General features: G+C 63.0%; 17 protein-coding genes. 4 read left to right on the top strand and 13 right to left on the bottom strand.

Annotated elements, in window-relative coordinates; genetic code table 11:
* Window positions 1-87: 87 nt before the first annotated feature.
* From JF616_00965 to JF616_01025, 13 genes are all read right to left on the bottom strand, one after another.
* Entirely contained in the window at window positions 88-1,215 is a 1,128-nt protein-coding gene (locus tag JF616_00965; protein MBW8886298.1) for a carboxypeptidase regulatory-like domain-containing protein, read from the bottom strand.
* The gene (locus JF616_00970) at window positions 1,212-2,036 is read right to left on the bottom strand and encodes a TIGR02147 family protein (protein ID MBW8886299.1); all 825 of its coding nucleotides are present in this window, start codon (window positions 2,034-2,036) and stop codon (window positions 1,212-1,214) included. Before JF616_00970 ends, JF616_00965 begins: the two co-directional genes overlap by 4 nt.
* 120 nt (window positions 2,037-2,156) lie before the next feature.
* Complete coding sequence (locus tag JF616_00975; protein MBW8886300.1) at window positions 2,157-3,206, bottom strand: chemotaxis response regulator protein-glutamate methylesterase; 1,050 nt, start codon at window positions 3,204-3,206, stop codon at window positions 2,157-2,159.
* The gene (locus tag JF616_00980) at window positions 3,203-3,685 is read right to left on the bottom strand and encodes a chemotaxis protein CheX (GenBank protein ID MBW8886301.1); all 483 of its coding nucleotides are present in this window, start codon (window positions 3,683-3,685) and stop codon (window positions 3,203-3,205) included. Before JF616_00980 ends, JF616_00975 begins: the two co-directional genes overlap by 4 nt.
* The gene (locus JF616_00985; GenBank protein ID MBW8886302.1) at window positions 3,678-4,064 is read right to left on the bottom strand and encodes a response regulator; all 387 of its coding nucleotides are present in this window, start codon (window positions 4,062-4,064) and stop codon (window positions 3,678-3,680) included. Before JF616_00985 ends, JF616_00980 begins: the two co-directional genes overlap by 8 nt.
* 3 nt (window positions 4,065-4,067) lie before the next feature.
* Window positions 4,068-4,544 (bottom strand): chemotaxis protein CheD, encoded by a 477-nt coding sequence (locus JF616_00990; GenBank protein MBW8886303.1) that lies wholly within the window; start codon window positions 4,542-4,544, stop codon window positions 4,068-4,070.
* Window positions 4,541-5,359 (bottom strand): protein-glutamate O-methyltransferase CheR, encoded by an 819-nt coding sequence (locus tag JF616_00995; GenBank protein ID MBW8886304.1) that lies wholly within the window; start codon window positions 5,357-5,359, stop codon window positions 4,541-4,543. Before JF616_00995 ends, JF616_00990 begins: the two co-directional genes overlap by 4 nt.
* Window positions 5,356-6,885, bottom strand: a complete 1,530-nt coding sequence (locus JF616_01000) for a hypothetical protein (GenBank protein ID MBW8886305.1) — start codon at window positions 6,883-6,885, stop codon at window positions 5,356-5,358. The genes JF616_00995 and JF616_01000 overlap by 4 nt, the downstream gene beginning before the upstream one ends.
* A complete protein-coding gene (locus JF616_01005) occupies window positions 6,886-8,415 on the bottom strand; it encodes a methyl-accepting chemotaxis protein (GenBank protein ID MBW8886306.1) in 1,530 nt (509 codons plus the stop codon).
* Window positions 8,416-8,502: 87 nt separating this feature from the next.
* Window positions 8,503-10,164, bottom strand: a complete 1,662-nt coding sequence (locus tag JF616_01010) for an MCP four helix bundle domain-containing protein (protein ID MBW8886307.1) — start codon at window positions 10,162-10,164, stop codon at window positions 8,503-8,505.
* Between the two features lie 38 nt (window positions 10,165-10,202).
* Window positions 10,203-10,730: a purine-binding chemotaxis protein CheW gene (locus tag JF616_01015; GenBank protein MBW8886308.1), complete on the bottom strand. Its 528-nt coding sequence runs from the start codon at window positions 10,728-10,730 to the stop codon at window positions 10,203-10,205.
* A 31-nt stretch (window positions 10,731-10,761) separates the two neighbouring features.
* A complete protein-coding gene (locus tag JF616_01020; protein MBW8886309.1) occupies window positions 10,762-12,963 on the bottom strand; it encodes a chemotaxis protein CheA in 2,202 nt (733 codons plus the stop codon).
* A 195-nt stretch (window positions 12,964-13,158) separates the two neighbouring features.
* On the bottom strand, window positions 13,159-14,940 hold the full coding sequence (locus JF616_01025; protein ID MBW8886310.1) for an ABC transporter ATP-binding protein: 1,782 nt from the start codon (window positions 14,938-14,940) through the stop codon (window positions 13,159-13,161).
* 83 nt (window positions 14,941-15,023) lie between these two features.
* Between JF616_01025 and JF616_01030 the strand changes: the two genes are divergently transcribed.
* The 4 genes from JF616_01030 to JF616_01045 all read left to right on the top strand — a co-directional run bounded on the left by JF616_01030 (window position 15,024) and on the right by JF616_01045 (window position 20,523).
* Window positions 15,024-15,485: a hypothetical protein gene (locus tag JF616_01030; protein ID MBW8886311.1), complete on the top strand. Its 462-nt coding sequence runs from the start codon at window positions 15,024-15,026 to the stop codon at window positions 15,483-15,485.
* A 177-nt stretch (window positions 15,486-15,662) separates the two neighbouring features.
* Entirely contained in the window at window positions 15,663-17,609 is a 1,947-nt protein-coding gene (locus JF616_01035; protein ID MBW8886312.1) for a beta-xylosidase, read from the top strand.
* Window positions 17,610-17,726: 117 nt separating this feature from the next.
* Entirely contained in the window at window positions 17,727-18,872 is a 1,146-nt protein-coding gene (locus JF616_01040) for a glycoside hydrolase family 5 protein (GenBank protein MBW8886313.1), read from the top strand.
* Window positions 18,873-19,170: 298 nt separating this feature from the next.
* Complete coding sequence (locus JF616_01045; GenBank protein ID MBW8886314.1) at window positions 19,171-20,523, top strand: glycoside hydrolase family 5 protein; 1,353 nt, start codon at window positions 19,171-19,173, stop codon at window positions 20,521-20,523.
* Window positions 20,524-20,545: the final 22 nt, after the last annotated feature.

Here is a 20,545-nt window from a genome sequence, read left to right on the forward strand (position 1 = left end):
TAGGTGTCCGGTCAATCTGGACGAATCCCGGGATCCGCACCAGAAGAATCCGCGCTCAAGCGTTTTGTGTATAGTCCAAGATTCCGACTAGGGCCGGGCCCGCCCGTAATAGCGCAAATCATCCAAACGGAAATCGGTCGTTTGGAAGACGATGAACTGCAAGAAGCGGACCCGTTTGGAATCCACGGCCCAGCTTCGCCCCGCATCAATCGGCGCCAGGGCGGAGGCCGTCACGGTATGACGGGTCCAGGCCGAGTCCAGGGAAAGGACCAGGGCGTGGCTGGTCACCCCGCCGCCCGTGTCGGCGACGAGCTCGACGCGAACCGATCCGCTTCCCTTGATCCAGAACACGAGGCTATCGAGCCCGGAAAGATCCACTTCATCGGCCTGGGTGGGCCCGAAATGGAAGCCCACCAGACCGTAGCTGTTCGAGGCCGGGGGAGGGAAGGAGAAGCCCGCATGCAGGCTCGCCCGGCCGCCATGGGCATCCAGCGTGTCTTTCATCAAGGCGATGTCCCGGACCGTCTGGCTGTCGGCGCCTTGCGATGCCACGTACCACCAGCCTCCGCCGACGAGGCTTCCCAAGCGGGTGCGGCTCTCGCCGCCTTCGAAGTCGTCCAGCAGCCATCCCGCCCCGACCTCCAGATCCCCGCCGGAGGCCGGCACGAACAGGTCGTACACGTCCCCGTTCGCCAAGGTGGCCCGCACCCATAGATCGGCCGAGGGCCAACCCGTGAGGACGGCGCGGCCCGAATCATCGGTCGCGATCGCGCGACCCAGGCCATAGGCCTGCAGGACCGCCGACACCGGCTTCCCCGATGGATCGCGTAAACGCACTTGCCGGGGAGGTTGGGCTTCCGCCAGGATCCGGCCCGGCGACTGCCCGCGATCGAGATCGACCAAGGCCCGGACCGTATCCGTCCCCTCCCATCCCGCCACCTCCAGCCGGAACGCGGTCCCGGCCGGTAGTTCAAGGCGGAAGAGTCCGGCGCTGTCCGTCGCCGCTTCCCGTAGCGCCTTTTCTTCCAGCGAGTTGCTCGCGCGAAGACGAACCGAGGCGCCCACGATTCCCCGGCCCGAGGCGCCCGCGACCAAGCCTGAAATCGTCTCCCCGCCGAACCCGCCGCCGCCGTCGGCCAGCGGCTCCGAACTGCAAGAGGCGAGCGATGATGCGAGCAAGCCCGACAACCCGAGCGCAACCAGGCGCCCTCTCAAGAGTCCTTCCTTCCGTAGCCCAAGGGGAAAAGCTCCAGGTTGAGTTGCATGACGCGATCGGGCGAGTCGTCCTTCTCGGCCAGCGTCAGGAAGCGCTGCACCAGGGCGCGTAGCTCGGCCTGCATGGTCTCCAGGGTCTCCGCGGAGACCGAGAGCGTCGCCCAGCCATGGTGCCGCTCGGAACGCGGGAAACGCTCCATCGCCTCGCCGCCCAGCTCGTGGACCTGCCGCATGAAACCCCGCGTGGCCGACTCCGTGTAGGCCGTACCGGTGACCAGACGCGGATCGGTGCGTACGATCCCCCGCGCGGTCCGATGCGCCAATCCCAGCGCCAGCAGAAGATCGAGGGAATCGCGGACCTCTTGGGCCGTGGCGGCCGGGACCATGCGCTCGCCCCATTGCGCCTCGCCCCCTTGGAACGGATCGATCCCCAGCATCTCGCGCAAGGCCGCATGCCGCCACGAAGCCAGAAAGGCGTTCTGGTCCTCGCGCAGCCGCGTCGCCGGGGTCCCGTTGAGATCCTGGAGCCGCTGGAACATGATGCTGCGCTGGGAAGGCAGGTCTTCCTGGTTGCAGGAAACGAGGAGTAGGAAGTATTCGCGTTCCTTGGCCTTGAGGCCGATGCAATCCGCGAAGCCCATCGCCACTTCCATCGATATGTTCGACCTGCGCTGGAGCACCAGGCTGAAAAAGGCATGCGAGCGGTAGCCCACCTCGCGCGCCAGGACCCGGTAGGAGAAACCCCTCTCGCGCCTTTTGCGCGCGTCGTACCAGTCCTTAAGGTAGACCCGGTAATCCAGGTACCCGAGGACATCCGGCATCCCGATCCCATCCGGCTTCACCATAAGGTAATGATGCCAATTTCAGCGGTCATCCGCCCTACCCTTCTTCCTGGACCTGGACTGTCCACAAAACGGTAGAAACCGGCGGGCCCCTCGAACCTACGCGGCCTTACGCGCCGCCATTTCCAACAACTTCGCGGCGATGCCGTCCAGGGGGACTACGTGGGAAACCCCGCCCATGCGGATGGCCTCTTTGGGCATTCCGAAGACCACGCACGAGGCCTCGTCCTGCGCCACGGTCTCGGCGCCGTTATCCTTCATTTCCTTGAGGCCCGCGGCCCCGTCGGCCCCCATCCCGGTCAGGATGGCGCCCACGGCGTTCGCGCCGGCGTAGCGGGCGACCGATTTGAAGAGGACGTCCACCGATGGGCGGTGGCGCGAAACCAGGGGCCCATCCTTCACGATGGCGTGATACAAGGCCCCCGATCGGTTGAGCAGCAAATGGCGGTTGCCGGGCGCGATCAGGATACGTCCCGGGGACACGGAATCCCCGTCTTCCGCTTCCTTGACCTCCATCGCGCAAAGGCCGTTCAGGCGCTCGGCGAAGGACTTCGTGAAATGCTCGGGCATATGCTGGACCACGACGATGCCGGGAGTATTGGCGGGCAGGGCCGTCAGCACCGCTTGCAGGGCCTGCGTCCCGCCCGTGGAAGCGCCGATGGCGATCACCGCCTGTGTGGTCCGCGCGAGGGAAAGGCGCGGGGATGTCCCCAGCGGGTTTTCCGGCGCCTCGCGTTTCCGCACGCGCACCATGGCCGCGGCCTTGACCTTCTCCCGCAGTTGCACGGACATATCCCCTACCGCATAGGCCGCATAGGGCTTGCACATCACGTCCACCGCCCCGATGTCCAGGGCTTCCAGGGCCAAGGCCCCGCCCTTGGTGGTAAGGGAGGAAACGATGATGACCGGCAAAGGATAGTGGCGCATCAGCTTGCGCAGGAAGGTGAGCCCGTCCATGCGCGGCATTTCCACGTCCAGCGTCACCACGTCCGGCGCCAAGCGGACGATCTCGTCGCGCGCGACGTAAGGATCAGGAACCGCCCCCACCACTTCGATGCCGGGATCGCGCGCCAGCTCGCGCGAGAAGATATCGCGAACGACCGCGGAATCATCGACAACCAGCACGCGGATCGGGCGCGGCGCGATCATGTCGGCGTACCGGGAGGGATGCCGCCGGGGATCTCCACGCGCAGGAGCACGGGCGAGCCTTCGACGGAGAGGGCCATGCCTCCCTCCGAAGCGGTCCAGTCGGGAGCCTGGTCGGCCGAAAGGTGGCCCGATTCCAGTAGCCCCAAGTCGAATACGGGGGTCGAACCGTAAAGCTCGGTTAGGACGTGGCCGCAGACGATGTTGAGGATTTCCCGGCAGGCATCCTCGGCCGCCGCCGCGGCGGCGGGGTCGTCGGGCTCGCAACCCAGGATATTGGAGGCCAGTTCCGCGGCCATGGAGGCGGGAACGGCCAGGGAAACCCGGCCCGCGGCGGCTCCCGCGAAGGTCACCGAGGCCGCCAGGTATCCATCGACGGAGGCGAGGTCGGGCGCTTCGCCGGGATCGCCGAAAAGGAAGGCTTGTTTCTCCAGGACGTCGAACAGCACGTTGCCGATGCGGGTCCGCGTTTCCTCATTCATGATGGGCCCCCAGTACCGATTCCATGGCCTTCTTGAGTTCTTCCGGCGTAAAAGGCTTGCGCAAAAATCCCTTCACGCCCTGATCCTTGAGGGCTTGCAGCCGGGTAGCGCTGCCCTCGGTCGATACGATGATCACGGGAATATCCCCCATGCCGGGGTCGGCTTTCATCTGCGTGACCATCCCCACCCCGTTCAGCACGGGCATGTTGATGTCGGCGAGCACCAGATCGACCCATTCGCGGCGGAGGACTTCGATTCCCTCGGCCCCGTTGGCGGCCTGGAACAGGCTCCCCAGCGCCACCCCGGCGAGCCCGATCGATTTGGCGATCACCGCGCGCATGGTCTCGGAATCGTCCACCACCAGGATGTTATACGCCATGTTTCACAGCTCCTTCTCTTCCCCGGCCATTTTCAGGAGGGTGCGTCCCGAGTCCAGGTACAGGTACATCGTGCGCGGCACGCTCCCGCCGACATCCTCGCCCGCGATCAAGATCTCGTTTTTCCAAAGCACCTTGCGGACCACGGTGTAGTTACGTTCGCCGATGTTGAAGACCCCGCCGGCATCCATGATGCGGGAAGCCCCGGCCACCTTGGCGACCAGGCTCTTGCGCTGCGCTCCCTGATCGAACATGGCCTGCAACAATACCGACATGCCCGTATCCACGTACATGAGGGGGTTCTTTTCGGCCTTGGCGGGATCGATGCGCGAAAGCGGCAGCATGCAATGGATGAGGCCGCCCACGCGGCCGACCGGATCGTACAAGCTAACGCCCACGCAGGAGCCGAGGGCGTAAGTGGCCAGCACGTCCCCGGGATCGGCGGACACTTTCATCTCGGCGATGCCGACGGTATGGTTCACGCGACCCTCCGGTAGACGGAAGGGAGCACGCTCTGGAAACCGGTCGTCAGCCCGGTAAGGCTTTCGGAATGCCCGACGATGAGGAAGGCGCCCGGGGCGAGCAGGCGATGGAACTCTTCCAATAGCCGTTGGCGCACGGGATTGTCGAAGTAGATCATCACGTTGCGGCAGAAGATGAAATCCATGGGTCCGCGCATGGGGAACGGGGGCGTCGCGAGGTTGAGGCGGGCGAAACGGAGCAGGGCCCGGAGCTCGGGGCGCGCCGACCACAGCGGCTCATCGCGGCCGCCGACGCGATCGAAGTACCGCTGGGCGAAGCCCGGGGGCAGGGCTTCGATGCGGGCCTTGGCGTATTTCCCTTCCTTAGCCGCATGGAGGACGCGGGTCGAGATGTCGGTGGCGAGGATCTTGATATCGCAAGCGGGATCGGGCTGGCATTCGCGCACCGTCATCGCCAGGGTATACGGCTCTTCGCCCGTGGAAGCCGCGGCGCACCAGATACGCAGGCGGTTCCGTCCGGTCTTCAACAGCTCTTCCAAACGCGCCCGCAGGAATTCGAAGTGGACCGGTTCGCGGAAGAAGCTGGTGACGTTGGTGGAGATGGCATCCAGCATCAAGGTCATCTCTTCTTCGCCGCCTTTGCCCTTCACCCAATCGAGATATTCCGGAAAGCGCGTCAGGCCCAATTGGCGCATGCGCTTTCCGATGCGGGATCCGACCAGGGCCTGCTTGCCTTCGCCCAGGACTATCCCGCTCCGGCCGTAGACCAGATCGCGGAAGGCCTCGAAAGAGCGCGCGTCGATATCCATGCTTATTTCAGGGACGACGTGATACGGACCCCGGCGGAAAAAGCGTTGGCGTCCGGATCGGTCGCATCCGAATAGAGGCCGGCTTCCAGGCGCGCCTTTCCCCACGCTTTGCGGACATAGGCGTTATACAGGATTTCCTTGTCCTTGCCGGCCACCTTCCGGTTCGGCGACCATTCGGCTTCCAGTGACAAGGCATCGAGATACTTGCCCATCGGCGGGCGGATGCCCAATAGCAAAGGCGTATCATCCGCCTTACCGTCCGCCTGCAGGACGGCGCCTTCGGCGAAAGCCTGCCAACCCGCGCCCAAGGGGCTCAGCACGCCGGCATCGAAGCGCTGGAGGATAGGGGCGTCCGGATATTTCCAGCCATCGAATACGTTCGCGCGGTATCCCAGCATGGCCTGCAAACCGGACGGGGCCGTGAACTTCTGGAGCGCGCGCAGGAAGCCGCGATCCAGCTTCTTATCCGATGCGCCCAACAGAACCGACGAGGACCAAGCCTTATTGCTCCAAGTCCCTTCCGTGGCGTTATGCACCGCGGGCCGCGCCAGGAAAGCCCCCGACGGGCCCAGGTCGATGTAATTCCCGTAAGTGGCGCTCTGGCTTTCCTGGGTTTCGAAGCGACCGAACCTTATTCCGAAGGCGCCGGGCGTGAAGCGGACCCAAGCGTGGTTCACCAATAGCTTGGAAGACGGCTGGGTCTGGGTCTTGAGGGCGCCTTGGCCGGTCGTGTCGAAAGTCGCGCCCGTCAGGGGTTCGTAACCGAATCCTTCCGGGAAGATGCGCAGGTTCACCTTGGACTGGAATCCCGGGCTCTTGTATTCGGTCCCGATGTTCACCCGTCCCCAGAAATTATCCAGGTTGTCTTGCTTGGAGCCGGTGGCGAAGCGCCTTTCGCCTTGGATTTGCACATCGCCGAGGACGGTCAGCGCCGGAGGCAACGGGGATGAGGCGGGAACCGTAGCCGGCCCGGCGGGCAAGGCCGGAAGCTTAGCAGCCGGGGCAGCGGATGGAGCGGGTGACGGGGACGCGGGCGGGGTGGAAGCGCGCGTCGACTGGAGCAATGCCGTCAGCTCCCGCATTTCTTTCCGCAAAGCGCGCAGGTCGCCCTGCCCGGTCGTATCGGCATCGGGATGCGCCGGGACCCCGGCGGATGCGGCCACGGGGGCCCCAGTAACCTTCTGGTTACCCCCATCCGGAGGCAGGGATGATTTGGCGGCGCGGGCGCGCTCGGCCGCCTCTAGGGCGGAGATCCTCGCGCTCAAGGAATCGTAGCGCGCGGTCAAGGCCGGCAGAAGGGAATCGGCCTTGGATCGGGCCGCTTTCGATGCGGGAGCGCCTTGGGCGACCGCTTTCCGCAGCTTGCCCATTTCCCCTTCGAATTGTCCCATCTGGAATTGCAAATCATTGAGACCCTTTTCCACTTGCGAAAGCTCCTGGGACCGGGCCGGAGCGGCGAGCAGGACGGCGAAGACGGCCGCCCACGCTGTACGGCCTACCTGACGGCCCTGCTTCGATTCGGAAACGTGCACTCAGACCTCCTTTAAATCCGCGTAATCCATGGGAATGACTTGTCTCGGCCTCATCGCATTTCCCTTGCCGCGCGCGACCGGCGCCCAGTCGCCGCGGGGCCTGGAAACGACTTTCCCGGCATTTGGGGATGCGGCAACCCGCGTGCCCCCGCCTTTCACGATCCCAATCAACACCTGTAACATGTCGCCCAGTTCCTTGGCCTGGGCGGCCAATTCCTCGCTGGCGCTGGCCGACTCTTCCGCGTTGGCCGCATTCGATTGGGTCAGCTTATCCATCTGCGTCACCGCCGTGCCGATTTGCTCGATGCCCTTGCTTTGCTCATCGCTCGCCGCCGAGACTTCGCCGATGAGCTGGGCCAATTTCTGCACGCTCTCCACGATCTGGGAGAGCATGTTCCCCACCTCGCTGGAAACCGCCACGCCGTTGTCGGCGTTCTGCTGGCTCTCCTCGATTAGGGCGGCGGTATTCTTGGCCGCTTCGGCGCTGCGCTGCGCCAGATTACGGACTTCTTCGGCCACCACCGCGAAGCCCTTGCCCGCGTCGCCGGCCCGCGCCGCTTCCACCGCCGCGTTCAAGGCCAATAGATTGGTCTGGAAGGCGATCTCGTCGATGGTCTTGATGATCTTCGCGGTCTGATCGGAGGAGCCCTTGATCTTGTTGATGGCGTCGCCCATGCGCGTCATGGCTTCCCGGCTCTTTTCCACCGACTTCCGGGCCTCTATGGCCATGGCGTTAGCCTGGCGGGAATTCTCGCTGTTCTGCTTGGTCATGGAGGACATCTCCACCAAGGAAGCGGAGGTCTCTTCCAGGGAGGAGGCCTGTTCGCCGGCGCCTTGGGCCATTTGCTGGCTGGATTGGCTCACCTGGTTGGACGCCGAAGCAACCTCATCGCTGCCCGAGGTTAAACCGGAAATGACCCGGTTTAGCGCAGCCGTAATGGAACGGCCCAAGAAGAGGCTACCCGAAAGCACAAGGGCCACGCCCCCCAGTCCCAGCAGGGAAAGCAGAAGAGCTCCTCGGCTGATCTTGGCCCCGGCCAGGGTTTCGTCGCTCTTGTTGCGCTCGGTGGCCATGTCGACGATTTCCAGGATCGCGGCCCGATGCGCATCATAAGATGCCTTGAGGGGGCCTTGCAGCAGACGGGCGGCCTCGGCCCGGTCTTTCCTTAGGACCGCGGGGATGAATTGTTCGTCCCGGATCCGGAGGAAATCCATTCCGAGCCCGTAAGACTTCTCGACCAGGGTCGCTTTCAGGCTGCCCGGCTCCAGATCGCCGTTCCAGAAAGCGCGCCTGTCCTCGAAATCGGAGCGCAGGCCCTTGCCTCTCTCGATCAGCGCCCGCGCCGCTTCGGGATTCTCCTCGGTGGAAAGCTGGAAGGCGACCAGGTAGGCCTCCACCAGGTATTCCGGCGGAGGCAGGATATCGGCGATCAGGTCCTTTCCTTGCACGATACGTTTGTAATAAGGACCATTTACCTTGGTGGTACTGAACAGGCTGTAACTGAAGGCCCCGAAGGAAAGGAAAATCAACAGAAAACAGGCGGCTAAAATCGATATTTTCGCGCTTAAACCCATTTCGTTCCACCTTTCTCTTGTGGGGCCTGGGGAGATTTCCGCTCAGAAGTCCTTCAAATCCGCGTCATCCATGGGAATGACCTGCTCCGGTCGGACCGAGTGCCCGTTGGCTGCGACCGCATGGGACGGTTTCCCATTGGACCGCGCGGGGGCGGGCTTACCGTGCCCGACCGCCGCCCAGTCGCCGCGCGGCTTCAGTGCGGGCTTCGCGCTTTGGTGGGACGCGGCCATGGGCGCTGCGGCCCGCGGCAGCCTGGAGGCGGCATAAGAGGCGGAAGCCAGGCCTTGCGAGCTAGCGTTCTGCGCGCCCGCGCCCTTCACGATGCCCACCAATACCTGTACCATGTCCCCCAGCTCCTTGGCCTGGGCGGCCAATTCCTCGCTGGCGCTGGCCGACTCTTCCGCGTTGGCCGCATTCGATTGGGTCAGCTTATCCATCTGCGTCACCGCCGTGCCGATTTGCTCGATGCCTTTGCTTTGCTCATCGCTCGCCGCCGACACCTCGCCGATGAGATGGGCCAGTTTCTGCACGCTTTCCACGATTTGGGACAAAATTCCCCCCACCTCGCTGGAGACCGCCACGCCGTTATTGGCGTTCTGCTGGCTTTCCTCGATGAGGGCGGCGGTATTCTTGGCCGCCTCGGCGCTACGCTGGGCGATGTTGCGCACTTCTTCGGCCACCACCGCGAATCCTTTTCCCGCGTCGCCGGCCCGCGCCGCTTCCACCGCCGCGTTCAAGGCCAAGAGATTGGTCTGGAAGGCGATCTCGTCGATGGTCTTGATGATCTTCGCCGTCTGATCGGACGACCCCTTGATCTTGTTGATGGCATCTCCCATGCGCGTCATGGCTTCGCGGCTGCGCTCCACCGCGCTACGGGTCTCCAGCGCCATGGCATTGGCCTGGCGGGAGTTCTCGCTGTTCTGCTTGGTCATGGAGGACATCTCTTCCAGGGATGCGGAGGTCTCTTCCAGGGATGAGGCCTGTTCGCTGGCGCCTTCGGCCATCTGCTGGCTGGACTGGCTCACCTGGTTGGAGGCCGAAGCCACCTGTTCGCTGCCCGAGGAGAGCGTGGTGATGACCTGGCTCAAGGCCGAGGAAATGGACCGGCTGAGGAAGATTCCGATGGCCGCGCCTACGGATAAGGCGGCCAGCAGTCCGAACAGGATGCCCGATTTGGCCGCGGAGACGGCTCCCATGATCGAAACGCCGGCTTCGTCCGCGTTCCGCTTATTCATGTCGACGACGGCCTGGCAGGCTTTTGCGTATTCCACGAAAGCGGGTTCGAGCTGGCTCTTGAAGGCGGCCTGGGCCTCGGCCTTCTTCCCAAGTCGGCTCGCCGGAAGTACCGATTGGTTCCGGATGTTGATGAAGCGTTCCCGGGCCGGGGCTATTTTCGCGAAGAGGTCGCGGTCTTCCTGGGTCGTGATGGTCGCTTCGTAATCTTTCAGGATTTTGTCGATATCACCCTTCAGTACCCGGGTCTGCTCCTCGATGGCTTCCATGTCCGCCTTATCCTGGGCGAGGATATGCTTGGCAGGCAGGAGAAGAAGCGTCTGGGCCTTCTTTTGTATCTCTTCCGCCAGGAAAACCCCCGGCATGCAATCCGTCGTGATGAAGCTGGCGTTGCCGCCGATCTTGATCAGGCGACTATAAGCGAACGCGCCCAGCGCCGACGCGATCACCAGGACCGCAGAGAACCCCAAATACAATTTCGCACTCAAACTCATTCCCTTGAACATCTTCAGGCTCCTTTTCCTTCTGCGTTCTTTGTCTGCGCGGCAAGCACCAGTTCCTCGCTGGACAGCACCTTATCGGCGTCCAACAGCATCAGCACCTTCTGCCCGACCTTGCCCATCCCCAAGATGAAGTCCGTGTCCACGCCGGCCCCGAAAGAGGGCGGGGCTTCGATCTGCTCCTGGCCCACGTTAAGGACTTCGGAAACCTCGTCCACCAGAAGGCCCATGGTGACCGTGCCGACCGCTCCGGTCACCTGGACCACGACGATGCAGGTCCGGTCGGTATCCTCGCGGGTCTCCATGCCGAACTTGCGGCGCAATTCGATCACGGGGATCACCTTGCCCCGCAGGTTGATCACCCCGCGCACGAAATCCGGGGTCTTGGGGACCCGCGTCACCGGCATCATGCCGATGATTTCCTGCACCTTGAGGATCTCGATGCCGTAGACTTCTTTTCCCATCTGGAAGGTGAGGTATTTCCCCGCCTTGGCTATCGAGGCTGCCGCGGTTCCCCCGTTGTTTTTGTCGCTCATCGGATCCATCCTTCCTTTCCTTGCCCGCGCATTATGCCGCGGCGGGTGCGGCCTTCAAGCTTTGCAACAATCCGTCCACGTCCAGGATCATTCCCACGGTGCCATCCGAAAGGATGGCGCCTCCCGAAATGCCCGGCAGGTGTTTCAGGGATTCTCCCAATCCCTTGACCACCACTTGCTGCTGGCCCAGCAGCTCATCCACCAGAAGGCCCGCCTTGCGCGCGCCGCATTCCACGATCACGGCCAGCGCCCGCTCGCCCGCGCCCGTATGGCCCCCGGGCACGTACTCCGCGAGATTGAATATCGGGATCAACTCGCCTTGCATCAGGACCATCTCGCCCCGCTCCAGGAAGGCGCGGGTTTCTTCCGGCCGGAGCGGTACGATGCGCAGGATGGACAGGGTCGGGAAAATGAGCCGCTGACCCCGGACCTTCACGATCATCCCGTCGATGATGGCCATGGTGAGGGGCAGCCAGATGCTGAAGATCGTGCCTTCCCCCGCCCGGCTGTCGATGTCGATGCGTCCGCGCAATTCCTCGATGTTACGGCGCACCACGTCCATGCCCACGCCCCGGCCCGAAACCTCGGTCACCTGGGCCGCCGTGGAGAATCCGGCCTCGAAGATGAAGGCCCAGACTTCCGGGTCGGAGAGCGTCGCGCCTTCGTCGGCGATGAGCCCCCGTTCGCGCGCTTTACGCAGGATCGCCTCGCGGTTGAGGCCCCGGCCGTCGTCCTGGATCTGGATGCAAACGCTGCCGCCCTTTTGGAAGGCGCGCAGGATCACCTTGGCCTGTTCGGGTTTGCCGGCGGCTTTGCGTGCGGCGGCATCTGGCTCGATCCCGTGATCGACCGAATTGCGGACCATGTGCACCAGGGGGTCGCCGATCTTATCGACCACGGTCTTGTCCAACTCCGTCTCGTCGCCGAAGCATGTGAACTCCACGTTCTTCCCCGACTTCTTCGCCAGGTCCCGCGCCAGCTTGGCCATCTTCTGGAATACGGGGCGGATGGGAACCATCCGTAGCGAGGTCCCCATCTTCTGCAGTTCGCGGGTGATCTTGTCCAGCGCCACCATTTGCTTGGCCAGGGAGGGGCTGCCCATGTCCTTGAGCTCACGCGATTGGAAAATCATGGTCTCGGCGATCACCAATTCGCCGATGGCGTCGAGCAGGCGGTCGAGGCGCTCCGCCTCCACCTTGACGGTTTCCTTTACCGCGGCGACCTGCGAAACCTGGGTATCGCGGGCCAACTTCTGGCTGCGCAGGGCCAGGCCCACTTCCTGGGCGGGGATATGGGATTCCCGCACGAGGGTTTCGCCTAGCGGCCGCAGCCTCGCATCTTCTTGCGCCCGTAAGGCGTCTTCCAGGGCTTCCGGGGGCACGGCGCCTCCCGCCACCAGGATCTCTCCCAGCCGCATCCCGGGTTCGGCGGGCGGCAATGCCGGCGTAGGCGCGCTATCGGGCCGGCCTTCGGCCGCCGCTTCCACGCGATCCCGCATCGCGCGCAACTCGACTTCCATTTCGCGGGGCGCGGCCTGGCCGCCGCGCGCGGCTGCCCATTGCACGCGCCTGCGCAACACGTCCACCGCCGCGAACGCGACGTCGATAATGCGCGTGTCCATCGCCAAGGTCCCCATACGGACCAGGTCGAGAAGGTTCTCGGTTCCATGGGCGAAGGTCTGGATGGTCTTGAATCCGATGAATCCGGCTACGCCCTTGATGGTATGGAACGCCCGGAACAGCCCGTTGATGGCCTCCTTATCGGACGGATCCGATTCCAAGGCCATCAAGAGGACGTCGGCGTTCTCCAAATGCTCAAGCGATTCGCGGACGAAATCGGCGGTGAGCCCGGCGTCCGCTTCCAAGAGATCGGCCTCCTGCATCGAGTCCGCGTCCGGTTTGGCGGCCGTCGCGTTTCCGGAGGGATCCGCGGGCATGGGAAGCTCGCCGGGAGCCCGGCCTTCGCAAAGCAACCCCTGCAGGCAAACGACGCTCCGGCCGATGAGATCCATCTCGGCCCCGGCGTCCTTGGTTTCCGCCATGATGACGCGCTCGATCGCGGCTTGGGCCAGCCCGCATACCGAGGCGGCTTCGCGGAAGTACTCGCCATCAGTATTATCCCCGATGGCCTTAAAGCGAACGTGGAGACCGCTCAGCGCCTGGAGATCGCTGATTTCGGCGAGAACCAGGGCTTCCGCCAAGGCGGCCACCATGTCCCGGCAATCGCCGCTCAAAAGAGATCCCTTGCCGGAATAGGAAACATCCCCGCTGCCTTGTTCGAAATCTGATTTTTTAGTGAAGCTATCGGTCGGTTTCGATCATAGAGGCAGGCCCGGATTTAGTCAACCCTTTTGTCAATCCGGATTTTCCTATTGTCAATATTGTTCCGTGCGTGACGAATTTCACGGATATAGAGGGTTCCCCCGGCTTCAGGCCGCCGCCGCCGCCTTTGCCCTAAGGGAGGGTACTTGATTCCCCTCGCCGATTTGCTGCCGCCACATGGCGTAGTAAAGTCCCTTGGCCTCCACCAGTTCGGCATGCCGGCCGGCTTCGGCGACCTTGCCCCGCTCCAACACGAAGATGCGATCGGCATGCAGCACGGTGGAAAGCCGATGGGCAATAAGTATGGTGATCAAATCGCGCCCCCGCGAGACGGCACGGATGGTGGCGCTGATTTCCTCTTCGGTCAGGGAATCGAGGGAGGAAGTGGCCTCGTCAAATACCAGTAAACTTGGTTTCCTGAGCAGCGCCCGGGCGATGGACAACCTTTGCCTTTCGCCCCCGCTCACCTTCACCCCGCCTTCGCCGATTACGGTGCCCAGCCCCTTGTCGGCCCGCGCCAGAAGGCCCTGGCAGGCGGCCTTGTTCAAGGCATCCAAGCATTCCGCATCGTTCGCGTCCGGGTTCACGAAAAGGAGGTTCTCCCGGATGGTTCCCGAGAACAATTGCGTGTCCTGGGTGACCAGGCCGATGCGGGATCGCAAATCGTCCAGGTCCACCGTGGCGGCATCGTGGCCATTGTAGAGGATCCGGCCTTGGCCCGGGGGGTAAAGGCCCACCAAAAGCTTGACCAAGGTGGTTTTGCCCGCGCCGGACGGCCCTACGAACGCCACGGTCTCCCCCGCCCGAGCCCGGAACGACACGTCGTCCAAGGCGTAGGTCGTGGCCGTGGCGTGCCGGAAGCCGACGCCGGCGAATTCCAATTCGCGTATGGGACCCGGCTTGACGGGATGCGCGGGCCGCGGTTCCTTGGGCGTGGCCAGGATTGCCGAGAAGTTGTTCAACGAGGCCTGGGATTCCCGGTAGGCGTTCATCACCGAGCCCAGTTCCTGCAAGGGGCCGAAGATGAAGAAGGAATAGATCCACAGCGAGAAGAATTGCCCGACCGTGATTTGCCGCGCGAAAATGAGATACAGCATCAGCCCCAGGATGGAGGTCCGCAAGGCGTTCACCAAGGTTCCTTGTACGAACATGAGGGAGCGGATGTACTTCACCTTCTTGAGCTCTAGGGCCAGGATCTTGGCCGTGGTCCCGTTCAGGCGGCGGATCTCCTGCCCCGCCAACCCCAGGCTTTTGATCAACTCGATGTTCCGCAAGGATTCCGTGGTCGAACCCGCCAACGCCGTGGTCTGCTTGAGGATGTCGGCGGAGATGCGCTTAAGCCGCTTGCCCATCCCCGAACTCATGAAGGCCAGGATGGGGACGGTGGCGAAGAAGGCGGGCGCGACGGCCCAATGGACGTGGACCGAATAGACGGTCACGAAAATCACCCCGATGATGGAGGTGAGCACTACGTTGACCGAAACGCTGATCAGCTTTTCCAGATCGGCGCGGGCCTTCTGCAATTTGCCCAGGGTCTCCCCGCTGCGCTGGTCCTCGAATACCCCATAGGGCAGTTCCAGGGAATGCGCGAGGCCGTCGGCGTAGATGCGGGCGCCCACCTTCTGGGTGATGACGTTGACGTAGAAGTCCTGGAAATTCTTGGCCACCCGCGAGACGAAAGCCACCCCGATGGAGGCCGAGAGCAAAAGCCCCACGCCCCGGAAGAAGGCGGAGGTGGTCATGCCGGCGAAGCGCGTGGCGTAATCGTCGATGATATGCCTGAAGATGAGGGGGTCCAGCAGGGAAAAGACCTGGTTGACCGTGGTCAGGCAAAGGGCCAGCACCACTAAGCGCCAATGGGCGCGCAGGTAGGGAAGCAAGATCCGCATGGTCCACCTTTCCCCGGAGGGACGAAAAATGTTAAAATAGCATCCATATGAAGCTCGCCAGCACTACCTCGGCCGGAAAGGCCATGAAGCCCAAGCATACCGTTTGCGTCCACGGCAATATCGTCAATCCGGAATACCCGGAGAACATCGATGAAATGTCCCGCAAAGGCTGGGGTACCACCTTCTGGGGGAAGGAGGACACCTCCAATTGGTTCCATGTCCCCCTTTCGGTGCCCAACTTCCTGGAAGGCGGCCGTCCCAAGCTCACGCGGGTCTTCCTTTTCTTCCATAACACCACGCGCTCCCCCATCAACGCCGTCCACGTCTACGACGGCCCGCACCTCATCAAGGCCTACGATAACCTGCGTCTCGCGGGGGATCATGCGCGTGTCCTCGATCGCGCCAACAGCTTCAGCATCGAGCCACCCTGCGAAGTGCAATACGGGCTAGGCGTCTCGGTGTGCGTGCAGTTCCTGGCCTCGCCGGAACCAAAACCCCCGCGTTGGATCCTGTTCACGACCGCCGGCGCCGAATTCCGCCTCTAATCGATTAACGAGCCCCTAATTTAATGGGGGCGAAGTAGCGAGGCCGAGCGAGCGGCCCGCGGCCAAGGAAGACGAAGGAGCGATATTCGGAGAATATCGCGACTGAGTCTGACGCCGGCCCCGGGTCGCGCAGCCGGCCGCAGCCCCCGGGTATTACATTCTGGCCGGGGGAACCATATGCGCCAAGTCCCGTCGGCCTTCCGCTTCAAAGCCTTGCTTCGACTATGGGCGGCGCTGCTTCCGCTTTTTCCCGGTCCCGTCCGGGCCCAAACCGTTACCATCACGGTCGATGCGACCGCCGCCGGCGCGCCGCTCAAAGAGGTCTGGTCGTGGCACGGCTACGACGAAGCCAACTATACCACCACCCAACCCGGGTTGGATCTCCTGGATAGCGTGGTCGCCAACAGCGTCGATCCCGTGTACATCCGCACCCACTTCCTGCTCAATACCGGGGATGGATCCTCGGCGCAGCTCAAATGGGGATCCACCAACGTTTATACCGAGGCCAACGGCCAACCGGTATACGATTGGAAACTGATGGATGGGATCATGGATGCCATCACCGGGCACAAGGCCTTTCCCTACGCGCAGATCTCCTTCATGCCGCAGGCCCTTTCCTCCCATCCCACGCCTTACCAGAACAGTTCCACCACCGCCACCGACGGAGGCTGCTTCTATCCCCCCACCGATTACGACAAATGGGCCGCGCTCGTGAAAGCCTGGGTCCAGCACAGCGTCGATCGGTATCCGAACGTGGAAAAGAATTGGGTCTGGGAACTCTGGAACGAACCCGATATCTCCTATTGGCACGGCACCGCGGCGGAATACCAGAAGCTTTTCGACTATACCGAGCAGGCCGTGCACACGGTTCTGCCCAATGCCGTGCTGAGCGGCCCGGAAATGGCAGGCGCGGGGAACATCGGCCCGTTCCTCCAGCATTGCGCCACGGGAACGAATTCCGCGACCGGCAAAACCGGAACGCGCTTGGACCAGATCAGCTTTCATGCCAAGGGCGGGACGGCCATGGTGAACGGTCACGTGGAGATGGATCTCGGCAACCAATTGCGCCTGCATCAGACGGGCTTCAAGACCATAGCGGGCTATCCCCAATTCAAGGACAAGCCCATCGTCATCGGGGAAGCCGATCCGGATCCTTGCGCCGCCTGCCCGCAATCCCAGGTCCCCGCCGACGCTTATCGAAATGTCGCCGCCTACGGGGCCTATGAAGCCGCCATGATGAAGCACTCCCTGCAATTGGCCGACAGCCTGGGCGTGAACCTGCGGGCTTGCCTGGCCTGGGCTTGGCTGTTCAACGGCTTCCCGTATTTCCAGGGCTACCGCACCTTGTCGAGCAACGGCATCCATAAGCCGGTCCTCAACGTGTTCAAGATGCTGGGCAAGTTGAAAGGCGATCGCATCCCCTTGGCCAGTACCGGTGCCTTGGGACTCGCCGAGATCCTGAAGAACGGCGTGCGCGGCAATCCCGACATCGACGGCATGGCCGTGAAGAACCCGGGCAAGGTCATGGCCCTGATCTGGAATTACCACGATGACATCGTCCAGGTCGCGCCGGCCAACGTGACCGTCAAGGTGACCCTGCCCGCCGGTTTCCCCGACCAGGTGCGCCTAACCCATTACCGCATGGACACCACCCACAGCAACGACTATACCGCCTGGTTGAAAATGGGCAGCCCGCAATCCCCGACCGCCTCGCAACTCTCCCAATTGAAGTCCGCGATGACGCTGGAGACCCTGGCCGCGCCGGCCCTGGTGGCCGCGGTGAACGGCGTCGTTACCCAAACCTTCGACCTGCCCCGTCACGGCGTATCCTTGCTCGTTCTCGAGGATCCCAGCGTCGCCGGGATCGGGAAAAAGGGCCCAGCGCGAAACGATGGACAGGACGGCGCGATGCTGCTGCGAAGCCATGGAACGGAGCGGATACGGATCACGGAGCCGGGCCCGCACGTCGTCAGCCTATTCGACACGCAAGGCCGGCTTATCGCGCAATACCGTGGGACAGGCCCAAAAACCTATTCCCTGAAAAGCCTCGGCAACGCCCGCTTGAGCTTCATCCGCGTCACAACCGCGCGCGGGGAAAAAATACTGAACGATCTGGTACACTGAAATCCGGATGGCCGACGCCATCAATCCAAGACGGTGACGTAAGCTCCCGATTTCGCGAACCCTTTGGGCCCCGAAATCGAGGACCCCGATCGGGCGCTTGGCGGTATATTTCGGGCAATGAACTTAAGTAATCGCATCGCCGCTTCTTTAATCCTGGCGGCCGCATTCGCGACGGGCACCGCGAGGGCCCAATCCTTCGTGGCCCAACACGGGGCCTTGAAGGTCCAAGGCAATAAGATCGTCGACGCCCAGGGGCAGATGGTCACCTTGCGGGGCATGGCCCTGTACTGGAGCCAATGGAAACCCGCCTTCTACAACGCGCAATGCATCAAATGGCTCAGGGACGATTGGAAAGTCACCGTCGTACGCGCCACCATGGCCGTGACCGACGGCGGCTACCTGACCGCCCCCGACGCGGAGATGGCGAAGATCCGCACCGTCGTGCAAGCCGCCATCGATCTGGGCATCTACATCATCGTCGATTTCCACGAGACCAAGAACGGCAACGATCATCTGGACGCGTCCAAGAAATTCTTCGGGGATCTGAGCAAGGAATTCGGCAAGGTCCCCAATATCATCTACGAGACGTGGAACGAGCCGGACAATACCATGGCCTGGGCCACCGCCATCAAGCCCTACCACGAGGCGGTCATCCCCGTCATCCGCGCCAATTCGGATAACATCATCCTGTGCGGCACGCGCAATTGGGACCAGAGCGTGGACGAGGCCGCCGCGAACCCCATTACCTCCTCCACCAACATCGCCTATACCCTGCATTTCTACGCGGCCGATCATAAGGATCCGCTGCGCAACACCGCCCAGGCCGCGCTCGGCAAGGGGATCGCCCTGATGGTGACCGAAGGCGGCCTGAGCCAAGCGAGCGGGGACGGCACCATCGATACGGCGCAGGGCCGGCTCTGGGCGGAATTCATGGACAAGAACGGGATCGCCTGGACGAACTGGTCCCTGGCGGATCTGAAGGAGAGTTCGGGCGCCCTCAAGGTCGGCTCGTCCCCGACCGGGGGTTGGACACAGTCGCAGATGAACCCTTCCGGGTTGTGGGTATACAACCGCCTGCGTTCGGTCGCTGCCACCGTTTCCCTGGCGCCTCCGACCAGGAAACTTGCGGGTTACCCCTCCCGCCTGGCCGCCTTGGAAGCCCGTTGCGACGCGAGTGGGCGATTGACCCTGGCCCCCGCGAATGGCATAGGCCCGGAATTCCGGCGGGCGGCGGGCGTCTATTTCGCCCCGCTGCTTCCCTGATCGCCCTGGCCGCGTTTCCCTGTTCGATCGATTAATGGCTTAAAATCCCCAAGTAGCATCTAGGCCCCATGGCCGCCCCTGCGGCATGTTCCATCCCGTGCTATGGTTTTGAACTTCTCAAATCATCCGCGTCCCTGCACGCCCAGGCAGTAGAATGCAACCAACTCATGGGCGCGGCCTGGGTGCGGATTGGTTCCCATATCCTCCCCCATCATTCATCGAAAGCAAGACAGTGATCGGAAAATCGGCTCCATCGGTTCCATTAGTTTCATCGGTTCCTAAGAGCAGGTTGCTCGGCATGTTCCTTTTGGCCGCTCTGGGCGGCCCTGCGGTTCATGCGGCCAGCGTGGCGCACGGCCCTATGCGCGGCTGGACGCCCGCCCAATACGTCAACGATATGCTGGTCGGATGGAACCTCGGCAATACCATGGACGCGAATCCCAACGAAACCGGCTGGGGGAATCCCACCACCACGCAGGCCATGATCGATGCCGTGCACAGCAAGGGCTTCAAGTTCATGCGGCTGCCCGTCACCTGGAAAGGCCATTTCGGCGGCGGCCCGAATTACACCATCGATCAGGCCTGGCTCTCCCGGGTGGTGACCATCGCCAACTACGCCTTTAACGACAGCATTTACGTGATGGTGAACATCCATCATGACGGGACGACCGGAGGCTGGTTCCCGCTGAACGCATCCGGCTCGCAGGCGACCGCCATCGCGGGCCAGGTCGCGGCCATCTGGACCCAGATCGCCAACGCCTTCAAGGACTATGGCGATTACATGGTCTTCGAGATCTTCAACGAGCCGCAGGACGGGGCGCCCAACATGTACGGCGGCGGCGATGACCAGAGCCGGACCAATCTGGCCGCGTACCAGACCGCGGCGGTCAACGCCATCCGCGCCACCGGCGGGAACAACGCCACCCGCATGATCGTGCTCCAGGGGATTTCCGCCTCCCCGCTCGCGGTCTCGGTGGCCACCATCCCCATGGTCGACGCGAACACGATAGTCTCCCTCCACACCTACGATCCCGTCCCTTACTCCATGAATTGCAGCCCGAACACCTGGGGCTCCGCCGCCGATTCCGCCAGCATCCTGAGCAACCTGAAATCCGAGCAAAACATGGTGGCAGGCAAGCACGGCACCGCCATCATCGGCGAATGGGGCAGCGAGAATTGCGACGACCAGGATTCGCGGGCTAAGCACGCCTACTTCTACGCCCGGCAGTGCCGGCTCCACGCGATGCTGCCTGTATGGTGGGATGACGGCGCCAATTTCCATTTGCTGAACCGGAAAGCCAATCCGCCCAGCTGGGATTATCCCAACGTCGTCCAGGCCATCGTGGACGGCGCCAAAGCGGGCGCATTCCCGATCGGGATCCTCCCCCGCCCCGGCGAAGGCCGGTTTTCCTGGAACAACGATTTAAAGGTGGAGGCCGGCGTCGTCCATTACGCGCTTCCGGCAGCGTCGCAAGTTTCCCTTAGGCTCTTGAACATACAGGGCGAGGTCGTCGCGAACCTGGCCCAATCCCATCAGGCCGCCGGGAACCACGAAGTGAAGCTTTCGCGCGAAGGCGTCGCGCCTGGTCATTATCTGCTGGAACTGAAGGCGGGTTCGAAGCGGGTTTCGAAAAACATCGTTACTTTCTGACGCAGCCAGGGAGGCGGCGTTG

The organism is Fibrobacterota bacterium, assembly GCA_019509785.1.
Lineage (GTDB): Bacteria > Fibrobacterota > Fibrobacteria > UBA11236 > UBA11236 > Chersky-265.

Excerpts from the sequence above, each read along its gene's own strand:
- JF616_00970 (MBW8886299.1), bottom strand. The coding sequence starts at position 2,036 with ATGCCGGATGTCCTCGGGTACCTGGATTACCGGGTCTACCTTAAGGAC.
- JF616_00975 (MBW8886300.1), bottom strand. The coding sequence starts at position 3,206 with ATGATCGCGCCGCGCCCGATCCGCGTGCTGGTTGTCGATGATTCCGCG.
- JF616_00980 (MBW8886301.1), bottom strand. The coding sequence starts at position 3,685 with ATGAATGAGGAAACGCGGACCCGCATCGGCAACGTGCTGTTCGACGTC.
- JF616_00985 (MBW8886302.1), bottom strand. The coding sequence starts at position 4,064 with ATGGCGTATAACATCCTGGTGGTGGACGATTCCGAGACCATGCGCGCG.
- JF616_01015 (MBW8886308.1), bottom strand. The coding sequence starts at position 10,730 with ATGAGCGACAAAAACAACGGGGGAACCGCGGCAGCCTCGATAGCCAAG.
- JF616_01025 (MBW8886310.1), bottom strand. The coding sequence starts at position 14,940 with ATGCGGATCTTGCTTCCCTACCTGCGCGCCCATTGGCGCTTAGTGGTG.
- JF616_01030 (MBW8886311.1), top strand. The coding sequence starts at position 15,024 with ATGAAGCCCAAGCATACCGTTTGCGTCCACGGCAATATCGTCAATCCG.
- JF616_01035 (MBW8886312.1), top strand. The coding sequence starts at position 15,663 with ATGCGCCAAGTCCCGTCGGCCTTCCGCTTCAAAGCCTTGCTTCGACTA.
- JF616_01040 (MBW8886313.1), top strand. The coding sequence starts at position 17,727 with ATGAACTTAAGTAATCGCATCGCCGCTTCTTTAATCCTGGCGGCCGCA.
- JF616_01045 (MBW8886314.1), top strand. The coding sequence starts at position 19,171 with ATGTTCCTTTTGGCCGCTCTGGGCGGCCCTGCGGTTCATGCGGCCAGC.